General features: G+C 53.7%; 9 protein-coding genes. 3 read left to right on the top strand and 6 right to left on the bottom strand.

The features are described 5' to 3' along the window. Window positions 1-49 precede the first annotated feature (49 nt). Window positions 50-3,565 carry a pyruvate:ferredoxin (flavodoxin) oxidoreductase gene (gene nifJ, locus E0L13_RS09645; protein WP_168062072.1) on the bottom strand — a complete coding sequence of 1,172 codons (3,516 nt, stop codon included), beginning with the start codon at window positions 3,563-3,565 and terminating at the stop codon, window positions 50-52. A 457-nt stretch (window positions 3,566-4,022) separates the two neighbouring features. Here nifJ and E0L13_RS09640 point away from each other — a divergent pair, with 457 nt between their 5' ends. Together E0L13_RS09640 and E0L13_RS09635 are read left to right on the top strand one after the other, a co-directional pair. Continuing rightward, a complete protein-coding gene (locus E0L13_RS09640; protein ID WP_014016983.1) occupies window positions 4,023-4,934 on the top strand; it encodes a LysR family transcriptional regulator in 912 nt (303 codons plus the stop codon). Between the two features lie 36 nt (window positions 4,935-4,970). Beyond that, the gene (locus tag E0L13_RS09635; protein WP_107195695.1) at window positions 4,971-5,387 is read left to right on the top strand and encodes a hypothetical protein; all 417 of its coding nucleotides are present in this window, start codon (window positions 4,971-4,973) and stop codon (window positions 5,385-5,387) included. Between the two features lie 65 nt (window positions 5,388-5,452). Here the strand turns inward: E0L13_RS09635 and E0L13_RS09630 are convergent, their stop codons facing one another. From E0L13_RS09630 to E0L13_RS09610, 5 genes are all read right to left on the bottom strand, one after another. Continuing rightward, window positions 5,453-7,873, bottom strand: coding sequence for an ATP-dependent Clp protease ATP-binding subunit (locus E0L13_RS09630; RefSeq protein WP_168062070.1), 2,421 nt, complete (start codon window positions 7,871-7,873; stop codon window positions 5,453-5,455). Window positions 7,874-7,888: 15 nt separating this feature from the next. Next, window positions 7,889-8,974, bottom strand: a complete 1,086-nt coding sequence (locus E0L13_RS09625) for an ATP--guanido phosphotransferase (protein ID WP_168062068.1) — start codon at window positions 8,972-8,974, stop codon at window positions 7,889-7,891. A gap of 3 nt (window positions 8,975-8,977) precedes the next feature. Continuing rightward, on the bottom strand, window positions 8,978-9,496 hold the full coding sequence (locus E0L13_RS09620) for a UvrB/UvrC motif-containing protein (RefSeq protein ID WP_087478099.1): 519 nt from the start codon (window positions 9,494-9,496) through the stop codon (window positions 8,978-8,980). A gap of 27 nt (window positions 9,497-9,523) precedes the next feature. Continuing rightward, the gene (locus tag E0L13_RS09615) at window positions 9,524-9,979 is read right to left on the bottom strand and encodes a CtsR family transcriptional regulator (protein WP_168062066.1); all 456 of its coding nucleotides are present in this window, start codon (window positions 9,977-9,979) and stop codon (window positions 9,524-9,526) included. Between the two features lie 173 nt (window positions 9,980-10,152). Next, window positions 10,153-11,154, bottom strand: coding sequence for a VirK/YbjX family protein (locus E0L13_RS09610; protein ID WP_168062064.1), 1,002 nt, complete (start codon window positions 11,152-11,154; stop codon window positions 10,153-10,155). A 185-nt stretch (window positions 11,155-11,339) separates the two neighbouring features. Here E0L13_RS09610 and E0L13_RS09605 point away from each other — a divergent pair, with 185 nt between their 5' ends. After that, the gene (locus E0L13_RS09605) at window positions 11,340-12,812 is read left to right on the top strand and encodes a hypothetical protein (RefSeq protein WP_168062062.1); all 1,473 of its coding nucleotides are present in this window, start codon (window positions 11,340-11,342) and stop codon (window positions 12,810-12,812) included. Window positions 12,813-12,908 lie beyond the last annotated feature (96 nt).

The raw sequence follows: 12,908 nt of genomic DNA, 5'->3' as shown, positions 1-12,908 counted from the left end.
GCAGCAGTTTTCTTTATACGTACGCTATGCAGCGTTCAGACATTGCAGATTAAGCTTCAAAACCCTTCTGGAAACGTACATAGGTTTCGCGGCGGTTCTTAGCGTCGGCTTCTGTCTTCGCATACAATTCAGCAGCTTTTTCGGGGAGTGCCTTCTGGAGAGAAGCATAACGAACTTCGCCCTGGAGGAATTCCTGGAATTTGCTGTAATCCGGTTCTTTGGAGTCGAGGCTGAACGGATTCTTGCCTTCTTCTTTGAGAGCCGGGTTGTAGCGGAACAGATCCCAGTAACCGCATTCGACAGCGAGTTTTTCTTCTGTCTGGCTCTTGCTCATGCCCTTGCGGATGCCGTGGTTGATGCAAGGAGCGTAGCAGATGACGAGGGACGGGCCATGGTAAGCTTCAGCTTCTTTCAGAGCTTTGATGAGCTGGTTCTTGTCGGCGCCCATAGCTACCTGAGCTACGTATACATAGCCGTAGGAAATAGCCATCATGCCGAGGTCCTTCTTCTTCGTGCGTTTGCCAGCAGCAGCGAACTGTGCGATAGCAGCTGTCGGAGTAGCCTTGGAGGACTGGCCGCCCGTGTTGGAGTAAACTTCCGTATCGAGTACGAGGACGTTTACGTCGTTGTCGGAAGCGAGGACGTGGTCAACGCCGCCGTAACCGATATCATAGGACCAGCCGTCGCCGCCGATGATCCACTGAGAACGTTTTACGAAGAACTGTTTCTTGTCGAGGAAGTCTTCGAGAACCGGTTTGCCTGCAGCTTCAGCTTCGAGGAGAGCCGTCAGCTTGTCAGCACGTTCACGGGAGCCTTCGCCTTCGTGTACGTTAGCAGCCCAGTCGCTCAAAGCAGCCTGGAGTTCTTCCGAAGCGACAGCTTTCGCTTCGTCAAGTTTAGCAACTAAGTCCATGCGGACTTTGTCAACGCCCATGAACATGCCGAGGCCAAATTCAGCAGCGTCTTCGAACAAGCTGTTAGCCCATGCAGGACCATGGCCGGCAGCGTTCGTCGTGTACGGAGCAACCGGAGCAGATGCACCCCAAATGGAGGAGCAGCCTGTAGCGTTGGCGATCATCATGCGGTCGCCGAAGAGCTGCGTAACGAGTTTGACATACGGTGTTTCACCGCAGCCTGCGCATGCGCCGGAGAATTCGAGGAGCGGCGTTTCGAACTGGGAGCCGATAACGCTGTATTTATTCTGCGGGTTAGCTTTCGGAGCAACCTTTTCCGTGCCATAGTACCAGAAGTCCATCTTAGCACGTTCTTCGTCCGTGTTCGGAACCATGGTGAGAGCCTTAACCGGGCAGACGTTTACGCAGCTGCCGCATTCGAGGCAGTCGAGCTGGTCGACGATGATAGCAACGTCGTATTCTTTGCCGGATTTAGCTTTAGCAGCTACTTTGTAGCCAGCCGGAGCAGCAGCCGTTTCTTCTTTCGTCGTCAATACCGGACGGATCGTAGCGTGCGGGCAGACGAAGGAGCACTGCATGCAGCCGATACATTTTTCAGCATCCCAGGACGGAACATGGAGAGCCGGGCCTGCTTTTTCAAACTTGGACGTGCCGGAAGGCATCGTGCCGTCTTCACGGCCGATGAATGCCGATACAGCGAGGTCGTCGCCAACCTGGCCGAGCATCGGAGCTGCAACGTTCGTGAAGTATTCCGGAGCCGGACGGCCTTCTACTACTTCGTCGACAGCGTCAGCCCAAGAAGCCGGATAGTTGACTTCATGGAATTCGCTTACGCCGGCGTCAACAGCAGCCCAGTTCATGTCAACGACATTCTGGCCTTTCTTGCCGTAGCTCTTAACGATGGAGTCTTTCAGGTATTTAACAGCGTCTTCCAAAGGAATAACTTTTGCCAATGCGAAGAACGCAGCCTGCATTACCATGTTGATGCGGGTGCCGAGGCCGAGTTTCTGGCCGATAGCGTCGCCGTTCAACGTATAGAATTTAACGTGGTTCTTAGCGATGTCGCGTTTGATCTTAGCCGGCAGTTCTTTGTCCAGTTCTTCGTCGGTCCACGTGCAGTTCAGCATGAACGTGCCGCCGTCTTTAATGCCGCGGAGCAGGTCGAAGCGTTTTACATAGGACTGACGATGGCAAGCGATGTAGTCAGCTGCGTCGATGAGGTACGGCATGTCGATAGGTTTCGTGCCGAAACGCAGGTGAGAAATCGTTACGCCGCCGGATTTCTTGGAGTCATAAGCGAAGTATGCCTGAGCATACATATCCGTGTGGTCGCCGATGATCTTGATAGCCGACTTGTTAGCGCCGACCGTGCCGTCAGAGCCGAAGCCCCAGAATTTGCAAGCCGTAAGGCCCGTCGTGTCAAGCGGCATCTTCGGTGCGCGCGGAAGGGACAGGTTCGTAACGTCGTCTTCGATGCTGAGGGTGAAGCCGTTGAGCGGATGTTCTTTCTTGAGTTCCGTGAATACGGACAAGATGTCTTCCGGCAGAACGTCTTTGGAGCCCAAGCCGGCGCGGCCGCCGATAACGTCGATATTGAGGCCTTCTTCTTTTACGAAGCCGACGATATCGAGGTACAGGGGTTCGCCGAGGGAGCCCGGTTCCTTCGTACGGTCGATAACGGCGATCTTCTTAACCGTCTTCGGCAATACGTTGAGGAGGTATTTATTGGAGAACGGACGATAGAGGTGAACGTTGATAGCGCCGACTTTTTCGCCCTGGCTCTGCAAGTATTCGACAGCCTGTTTAGCTACGTCGGACAAGGAGCCCATGGAAACTACGACATATTCAGCGTCTTCAGCGCCGTAGTAGTTGAACGGTTTGTAGGTGCGGCCCGTAATCTTGGAGATTTCATCCATGTAGCCAGCTACGATATCAGGCATAGCTTCGTAGTATTTGTTGCTGGCTTCTGTGTGCTGGAAGTAAACGTCCGGGTTTTCTGCAGTGCCGCGGATTTCCGGATGATCCGGGTTCAAAGCGCGTTTGCGGAAAGCTTTTACAGCGTCCCAGTCGATGAGGTTACGGAAGTTTTCGAAGTCCATAACTTCAACTTTTTGGATTTCGTGAGACGTACGGAAACCGTCGAAGAAGTTGATGAACGGCAAGGAACCTTTCAAAGCGGATAAGTGAGCTACGCCGCCGAGGTCCATAACTTCCTGTACGTTGGATTCAGCCAAGAGACAGCAGCCGGAAGCACGAGCGGACATAACGTCCTGGTGGTCGCCGAAAATGCTCAGGGCATGGTTAGCCAACGCACGAGCGGAAACGTGGAATACGCCCGGGAGAAGTTCGCCGGCAACTTTGTACATATTCGGGATCATCAGCAAGAAGCCCTGGGATGCCGTATATGTAGTCGTCAAAGCGCCTGCCTGCAAAGAACCGTGGAATGCGCCAGCTGCACCAGCTTCAGACTGCATTTCGAAAACTTTGACCGGATGACCAAAGAGGTTCTTCATGCCTGCTGCAGCCCAATCATCGACATGTTCGGCCATAGGCGAAGACGGCGTGATCGGATAAATTGCGGCAACTTCAGTAAATGCATAGGACACCCATGCAGCTGCTTCGTTGCCATCCATGGTTTTGAATTTGCTCATAGATAAAACACGCTCCTTATAAAAATATATACCTCAATATAGGTTTTCCTATATTGCAGACAAAGTTAAAAGACATTCCGAATTTACTCGCGCGTCCCTTGCGTTGCATGCATCGCAGCTTCCAGTCTGTGATTTCATTCACAAGGCAGGCACACGCGTCCCGCTTCAAAAATAAAAACAGGAAGGTACGGATAATATTCAAAAAAAGTATTGATATTATTGCAAATTTGTAATACTATAATGATAGTATTACAGTTTTGCACACTCACGCCTTTTTTATGTATTTTCTGACCATCACATCCGAACGACTTTGTAACTTTTCCTTACGAGTTAATTATATGCCTAAGCAAATTGAAATTCAATAGGATTATGCCGGATTGCGATGCGATTTTGAACATTGGTTTGTGCCATTTTGTAAACGTATACTGTTTAGGTATTATTATAGGGAGGTGGCATTATGGATTTTCATCATCTCAAATATTTTGTAGAAGTCGCCGATAAAAAATCCTTCAGCAAAGCGGCCCGGACGCTGCATATTTCCCAATCTGCAATCAGCCGCACGATCAAGGCCCTGGAAGAAGAATTAGGCGTCGTCTTGTTTATGCGCAACGCCAAGGCCGTGGAATTAACCGACGCCGGCACGATATTCCTCTCCCACGCCAAGCGCGTCGTCTTCATGTTCGAACATTTGAAGACCGACTTTGAAAATGAATTCAAGCTGGAGCAAGGGACGGTCCTCATCGGCCTGCCGCCTATTACGGGCGCGCCGATTTTCGCCAATCTCTTAGGGGCCTTTAAGCAGGAATATCCGCAGATCGAGCTTGATCTGTACGAGCACGGCTCGAAAAAAGTCGAAATCAGCGTGCAGGAAGGCCTCATCGATCTGGGCATCGTCTGTACCCAGCCGAAGGAAAAGGATTTCGAATCGTTCTTTCTGACCCAGGACCCGATGAACGTCATCATTCACCGGGACAACATCCTGAGCAAGGAAAAGACTATTCCCCTGAAAAAGCTGGCCAACGAATCGCTGGTGTTATATCGCGACGACTTCAACCTGCACGACGAAATCATTCAGCACTGCAAGAAAATCGGCTTCCAGCCGAAAATCGTATTTGAAACGAGCCAGCGCGACCTCATGATTCAGACCGTCGTGGCCAACCTGGGCGTAGCGCTCCTGCCGAGCCGCCTCTGCCCGACGAAGGAAACGAATCCGCGCGTGTCCGAATCGGTCGTCGTCCGTCCGTTAGTAGAGCCGGAAATCATGCACGTATTGTACGTTATCTGGAAACGGGGACATTACCTCTCCCACGCAGCCCAGTTGTGGCTTGACTTCGTCCGCAACAAAGCCCGCGTCATTTCCAATTTATAACTCAGGCGCATTGCAGCGCGAAAGGTCGTGTTCTCCTTGTCCGTACGGGAAAAATTCATCCGCCGTGTCGTCTCCCTTTCTTCCCGCCGTTTAGGCGGCGATACTGATGCAGCCACGGAATTCGACTTACAGAAACGGTCGCTTCACCGGCGTTGGGACGATTTGTTAGGAACGGAAAAGTTTCTCGCCGGCGCGGCGGCAGTCCTTCTGCTGTTGGTTATCGTACAATTCGTCTGGATTGCCGTCCTGCAGTACAACCTTTATACGCTGACGGAACAGGCCCGTATTCAGCAGACGCGAATCGCCCAGCTGGAACAATCTGTAAAAAAACACAATAACTTGCTGTATTCTACAGAAATCACCATGCAGGATATTGAAAAAAAATGGCACGACCTGCATTTCCGCGTATTGCAGAATACGTGGAAGTTAGATTCAAAAGCGGAAACTCCGTAATACGCAAAGCCCCTTGCCGACACAGAACCGGCAAGGGGCTTCTTATATGTTCTTTATATAATGTATTATGTTGTCGTAAAGACGAGCTCTTTTTTATCGAGGCTGTCCACCTGAAGGACGTTGCCCTCTTTCAAGCTGCCGCCCAGCAGCATCTCGGCGATAGGATCTTCTACCAGCTTCTGGATAGCCCGCTTCAGCGGCCTTGCGCCGTAGGCAAAGTCGGTCCCTTCCTGCACCAGCACGTCGTCGGCTTCGGTCGTCCAGGTCATCTGCACGCCCTTTTCCTGAAGCCGTCTGCCCAGGTCTTCCAGCAGGAGGGCCACGATGCGCCGCAAGTCCTCTGTTTCCAGGGGCTTGAAGACGAGCATTTCATCGATGCGGTTGAGGAATTCCGGACGGAAAAACTTCTTCACGTCGTCGAGGATTTCCTTTTTAGCTATAGCGAAAGACGCCGCCTTGTCCTTGTCGGTTCCCGTCCCGGCTGCAAAGCCCATGACCGGCGCGCTCGGCTTCAAGTGGGACGCGCCGAGATTGCTGGTCATAATGATGACCGTATTGCGGAAATCGACTGTGCGGCCCTTGGAATCGGTCAACCGCCCCTCGTCGAGCACCTGCAGGAGCAGGTTGAAGAAATCGCCGCTGGCTTTTTCGACTTCGTCAAATAAGACGACGCTGTACGGCTTTTCCCGCACGGCGTCGGTCAGCTCGCCGCCTTCTTCATATCCAACATATCCCGGCGGCGCGCCGACGAGGCGGGATACACTGTACCGTTCCATGAATTCGCTCATGTCGATGCGTATCATCGCGTCCTGGCTGCCGAAAAGCTGACGGGCCAGCGTGCGGGCCAGCTCCGTCTTCCCGACGCCGCTCGGCCCCAGGAATAAGAACGAGCCGATGGGACGATTGACGTCTTTCAGTCCGGCGCGGGCCCGCCGGATGGCCTTGGCCACCGCCGTCACCGCTTCGTCCTGGCTGATAACCCGTTTGTGCAGCTCTTCTTCCAGATGGAGCAGACGGCGGGCTTCTGTTTCCGTCAGCTGCTGTACGGGGACGCCGGTCCACTGCGAAACGACGTCGGCCACGTCTTCTTCCGTCACGATGAGCTTCGCATCGTCATGGCGCTTCTTTTCCTGCTTCAGCGCGGCGATTTCATCGGCGATTTTCTTGCCTTCGTCACGCAGCGACGCGCACCGTTCAAACTCTTCGCTAGCCAAAGCCGCATCCTTTTCCTGTCGAATCGCCGCCAGCCGCTGTTCCAGGGCCTGCACGTCCTGCGACGGCGCGTAGACCTTCATGCGCACGCGGGCCGCCGCTTCGTCGACGACGTCGATGGCCTTGTCAGGCAGATAGCGGTCCGAAATGTACCGGGCCGACAATTTGACGGCAGCCCGAACTGCTTCGTCGGTAATGCGCGCCTTGTGAAAGGCTTCGTACCGATCCCGCAGGCCGAATACGATCTGTTCGGCTTCGTCTTCCGACGGCTCGCCGACGAGGACAGTCTGAAAGCGGCGAGCCAGGGCCGCGTCTTTTTCCAGATTTTTCTTATATTCGTCGATCGTCGTCGCGCCGATGCACTGCAGCTCGCCCCGCGACAAAGCCGGCTTTAGGATATTGGCCGCATCCATCGAGCCCTCTACGGCTCCCGCGCCGATGAGCTGGTGAAGTTCATCGATGAAGAGAATCATGTCGTCGTCCTGCTGGACGGCTTCGATGACCTGCTTGATACGGTCTTCAAATTCGCCGCGGTATTTCGTCCCGGCAACGAGGCTTCCCATATCCAGGGAAAAGATACGCTTATGGGCCAGTACGTCGGGCACGTCGCCCGTTACGATGCGCTGGGCCAGCCCTTCGGCAATAGCCGTCTTGCCTACGCCGGGCTCGCCGATGAGAACAGGGTTATTTTTCGTACGGCGGCATAAAATCTGAACGACCCGTTCGATTTCCCGGCTTCGGCCGATGACCGGATCTATCTTGTCTTCCCGAGCCAGTTCATTCAAATCACGGCCGAATTCGGATAAATCGATGGCCTGCCCTTCGGCTTCGCCGCCGGCAGCGCCGTTATTCATGAGCTGGACGATTTTCTGAAGCAGCTCGTCTGGATTGACGTCCATCTGCTCCAAAATCCGCCGGGCCATGCAGCCCTGCTCCTGCAGCACGCCGGCCAGCATGTGCTCCGTGCTGATATATTGCTGCCCCAGCTGGTTCGCCGTCCGCACGGCCAGCTCCATGGTCCGTTTCGTCCGCGGCGTGAGCCGTAGGGCCGACGTCGCTTTCTCGCCGATGCCGACGGCGCTTTCAATCGCCCGTGTAACGTGCTCCGACGTCAGCCCCTGCTGTGCCAAAAACTGTCCGGCCATGCTGTCCGTATGGAGCACCAGGCCCAGCAGTATATGTTCTGTCCCGACATAATCATGACGGAACGATTTTGCAGATTCCTGAGCATAGCGCAGTACCTTCTTCGCGTCGCTCGTAAATCGATTGTTCATGTGTCTCACTTCCTTTTATAGGGACTCCGGAAGAGACGCCGCTCCGTCGCCTGCCGATACCATGCGGCGGATGACGGCCGCCCGTTCTCGTTCCATCTCCGTGTCTCCGAGTTCCCGCCCGGCTTCAGCCTGCAAGTATGCCGGCGTAATAGCCGTCAGCAGTCCCTCGTACAGCTGGGCCGGCTTTGCAATAACGCCGGCGTCGATGCCGAAACGCAGATCGCTCAGCAGCGACAGCCCTTCCTGTTCGCTCATCAGCCAGGCCTGCGACAGCGTACCGTAGGCCCGGCAGAATTTATCTTTCATCGTGTCGCCGTCATGGGTCCACAAAATCTGACGGCAATTTCGTTCTTCCTGCACGACCTGGGCAACGAGCTTGCGCAGCTGTCCTAAAATATCTTCTTCCGATACGCCCAGGGTAATCTGGTTGCTGATTTGGAATATGTTGCCGATATATTCATCCCGTTCGCCGTACATGCCGCACACGGCGAAACCGAATTTCGTAATTCCCTGGACGATGCGGTTCAGCCTCTTCATCAATACCAGCGCCGGTATGTGAACCGTGACGCCGGCAATGAGCCCTGTACCGGTAATCGACGGGCTGGCCGTCAAATAGCCGAAGTCGTCGCGATAGGCAAAATTCAGCTTCTGTTCCAGGCAGTCGTCGATTTGAGACGCGTCGTCCCAGGCCTTTTGCAGGTCAAAACCAGCCGCCGCCGTCTGGATGCAGAAATGGTCCGTTTCGTTGACCATGACGGCCGCCGCGCCGTCGTCCCGCACGATAACCGCCCGGGAAACAGGCTTTGTAATATGGGCGGCCGAAACGAAATGCTTGGCTGCCATCAGCTCCCGCTGCAGAGGCGTCAGCTCGTCCAAATCGATAAAGGCATATCTCCCCCGTCCCATAACGCTTAAAAGCGGCGTCATGCGCCGCCCTTCGGCAAAGACAGCCGCCAATTCGGCATCAGACGCCCGCTGGGGAAAGACGTAGTTCTTTAAATTTCGGGACAGGCGGATGCGGCTGTCGATGACGACGTCGCCATAATCGCCTGCCCTTTCCTGCCAGGGACTGAGGGGCTTGCATAGAAATTCATACGACATCGGTCAGCCCTCCCTTCCGCCGGCGTCAGGCTGCATTCTCTGCAGCGCCCGTATTTCATCGCGAACCTTCGCCGCTTCTTCGTACCGCTCTTCCTGCACCAGCTTCTGCAGATGCTGGCGGAGGCGCTTGATATGCGTCATCGTGCGGAAGACGCCCGTGCCGCGGTTAGGCACCTTGCCGTCGTGTTTTGTATGGCCGTGAATGCGGCGCAACAGCGGCGGCAGCTCTTCCTTAAACGCTTCGTAGCAATCGGGGCAGCCAAAGAGCCCCGACCGGTTAAACTCGCCGTACGTCATGCCGCAGCTGGCGCAGCGCGGCTCTTCTTCCGACTGCCCCGTATAATCGGGATAGGCCATCTTGCGGAAAAAATCATTATTGATAATATTTAAGTCCTGAAACAGAGCTAACTTGCTATGTGTCTTTGCACACGCCGCGCACAAATGCAGATCTGTGCGCCGCCCATTTTCAAAGGACGCAATATGAACGACGGCCTCTCTCTTTTTGCAAATATCGCACAGCATCGGTATCACCCTCCTTCCGAAAATGGGCTAATGGGTATTCAGATGGCGGAGAATCCGGCTGATGACGGCCAGCCGCTTTGCCTCGTCGTCGATTTCCTTGTACAATGCGTCAAAGGTCTGATGCATGAGAATGGCTTCCCTGTTCGTCATGCGGCGCTGCTTGATGAGCTGGAATAAAAATCCGTCCAAATCGTCCAGGGTAATGCTTACCGCCGGCAGCCGTTCTTCCAGCAGCACAGGCGTGCGGTCCTGTTGTTTCGGACGCAGGCGGACGATGCGGACGAATCCGCCCGAGCCGCGCCGCGATTCAACTAAAAATCCCTTGTCGTTGGAAAAGCGGGTGCTCAGGACGTAGCTGATCTGCGACGGCGCACAGTTGAGCTCGTCGGCCAGTTCATTGCGGCGCAGCACGATGTTTTCTTCCTCTTCTTCCAGCAGTTTATGTAAAATAAATTGTTCAATCTTGTCGGCTAATATACTCATTATAATCACCTGCTCTATTGTTCATCGTATAAAAAGACGTCTATTGGTTCATCTTTTTGACTTTATTATATTCGTCTTTTTGACTTTTTGCAAGCCGCCAAGGCCTGCTATGACAAAAAAATACTGCAAGCCTTCTGCCGCTGTGCAGACGACTTGCAGTATATATACATATATTATTCCTTCGGCGCTTCGATAGGGTCGTAATCGGCCGGCTTATCGACAATGGCCGCCTCATCTACAGCAGACGGAACAGGTGCGAACCCTTCGCGGAACAGGCCGCGGATCGCCTCGATATAGGACGGCACGATCGTATCCATGAGCAGATACCGCTTCCGAAACAGGTTGCGCTTCTGCGACTTGATTTCGTCGTACTTGCGCCGCTTTTCTTCGATAGGCAGGCGAATATACCACTGTTCCTTCCCGTCGGCTACAGCCCCTTCATCGTTCCAGAAGTCGTCGAAATTCGTCTTCTTCGAACGGTTGCCCCGCAGCAGGTGGCTGTTCGTATAAAATCCCTCGTCGGTAATGGCATACATATCGCGGATGCCCAAGGTCTGGACGAAGATGCGCATGAGATACAGGATAAAATTCTTCGGCCGGTAGCCGAAGAGCTTTTTCGTCAGCGCCTTCGTCGTTTCCAGGCCGTGCTTTGAGCCCTGAATCGTGCCGATGTACATAGACGGCACGCCGTCGGCATTGTAATCAAAGCGGAAGTTAAAATGGTAAATCATTTCTCCTTCATGATACAAGTACAAGGACAAAAAGCCTTCCTTGCGCTGCCCCGTATCGAAAATCAGGCGGGCCTCCAGCGGCAGCGACTCATCAGGCGATTTCCACAGCGTATAGCCCTTGCCCCAATACAGCTCATGAATGACTTCGTCGGAAAACATAGTCCGCAAAATCGTAAAATGATGAAGCAGCGCGTCCAGGCGCTGGCGCATCGTCGAATTTTTAAACAGGAACACGCGGGTCATGACTTCCTGGAAATCCGGGTCCTGCCTGTCGAAAAAGCCTTTCATCGGCTCATAGGCGTCAAAAAAAGAATACAATTCTTCAAATAAAGAGCGGTTCGTCACGGCGCGGGCAAAAAAAACGACGGCCCGCTTATTTTCCTGAAAATTGCGCGGACCGTAAATGGTACGGGACAATCGCCAGAAATAGGATATGCTATGCATGAAACAGCCCCCTTTAGGCAAAAATACATCGATGATAACCGTAGCAATAAATTATATTATACGTTTTTTTATTTTATACTGTCAACGTCTCTTTTTACCTGTTTTTTACCTGCCTTTGACGGTGAGTTTATACATTCTTTATATAGTAAATATATCATGATTAGTCAGAAGGGAGTATTCCGTTTATGAAGTATCCGACAAAAAAACGCATGCAGAAATACGCCGCCAGCGTAGTCTGCGCCTTATCGATCCTCACGGCCGTACAAGCGGCCCCCGTATGGGCCGCACCGGTCCATACTGCCGCCGTCAGCCAGAGCGCCGCGCAGCAGCACGTCCAGAGCGCCAACTGGGAACCGACCGTGAAGGCTTCCTTAAATCAGTTCATGGACATGTACGGCAGCCGTTCTGCTTCGTACGACGCAGCCAACCGCCCCTACGCCGTCTTTGATTTCGACAACACGACGTCTATCCTGGACGTAGAAGAGCAGCTCATGGTCTGGCAGCTCGACCGCCTGGCCTTTGCCATTGAACCGGACCAGATGGAAGCCGTCCTGCGCACGGGCATTCCTGCCGATAAGCTGACCTTGACGTACGGCGCCGACGACGGCGACGGCCGCCCCGTCTCGATTGAAGCAGCCATTAAAGACGCCGCAGCAGCTTATAAACAATTGTACGCCAAGGGATTGATTACCAAAACGGGCAAGGAACAGCCTGCCGAAGTACGGGTCAGCCCGGAATATAAAGAGTTCACTGCCAAGATGCGCTGGCTCTACGACGCTATCGGCGATACGATGGACGCTTCCGTTTCCTATCCCTGGGTCACGTACTGGTACACGGGCATGACGCCTGACGAAGTATACAATTTGGCCTATGAAAGCCACAGCTTCTATGGTAATCCCGATAAAGGCCAGACGTGGAGCAAAGGCAAATATGTCAGCCCCGTCGATTACAAGAGCGAAGCCGGCAATGTATCCGTATCGTACAAACTCGGCATCACCGTCTCTCCGGAAATGAAGGAGCTGTACAAGACCTTAAACGACAACGGCATCGACACCTGGATCGACACGGCCTCGCCCGTTGACGTCGTGCGCGCCGCCGTCGATTACTTCCAGGTTCCCGGCGTCGACGGCATCGTCGGCATGACCAACAAAAAAGACGCCCAGGGCCGGTATATCAACTCGTACGACTACGAGCTTCATGCCCAGACCCAGGGTGTCGGCAAATCCCTGACCATCGACAAGGTCATCGCACCGAAGTACAACGGCCAGGGCCCTGTTTTCGCCGCCATGGATTCTCAGGGCGACTTCAATTTCTGTACGGAATATAAAAACACCAAGGCCGTCTTAATCCTGAACCGCGAACGTTCTGACGATGCCGGCTTATGCGCCGCCGTCGCTGCATGGCAGAAAAAACACGGCGTTACCTTGGCCGAAGCCAATAAAAACGGCGACACGCTGTTCCTCCTGCAGGGCCGCAACGAAAACGCCGGCGTCCTGTGGGCGACCGACCAGACTCAGCTGCTCGGCAAAAAAGACAACGCCTACTTATCTGATAAAGCCTTAGACGTAATCAGCCAGTTAGATGCCGGCAAAACGATAAAACAAGCCCTGGAAGACAACACGAAGCTGAAAGATTACCAAGGCTACAAAACGCGTTAAGCAGCTATATGCCGTCATATAGTTACTTATATACTTCACAATGTATTTCCCAGTCCTTCCCAGCAAGTCCGAGGAAAAAACAAGCCGGAGCGCAGC

The organism is Megasphaera sp. SW808 (genome assembly GCF_012027795.1).
Taxonomy (GTDB): Bacteria; Bacillota; Negativicutes; order Veillonellales; family Megasphaeraceae; genus Megasphaera; species Megasphaera stantonii.
Note: the sequence above shows the minus strand (reverse complement) of the source record. Positions and strands in the feature narration are given on the sequence as shown.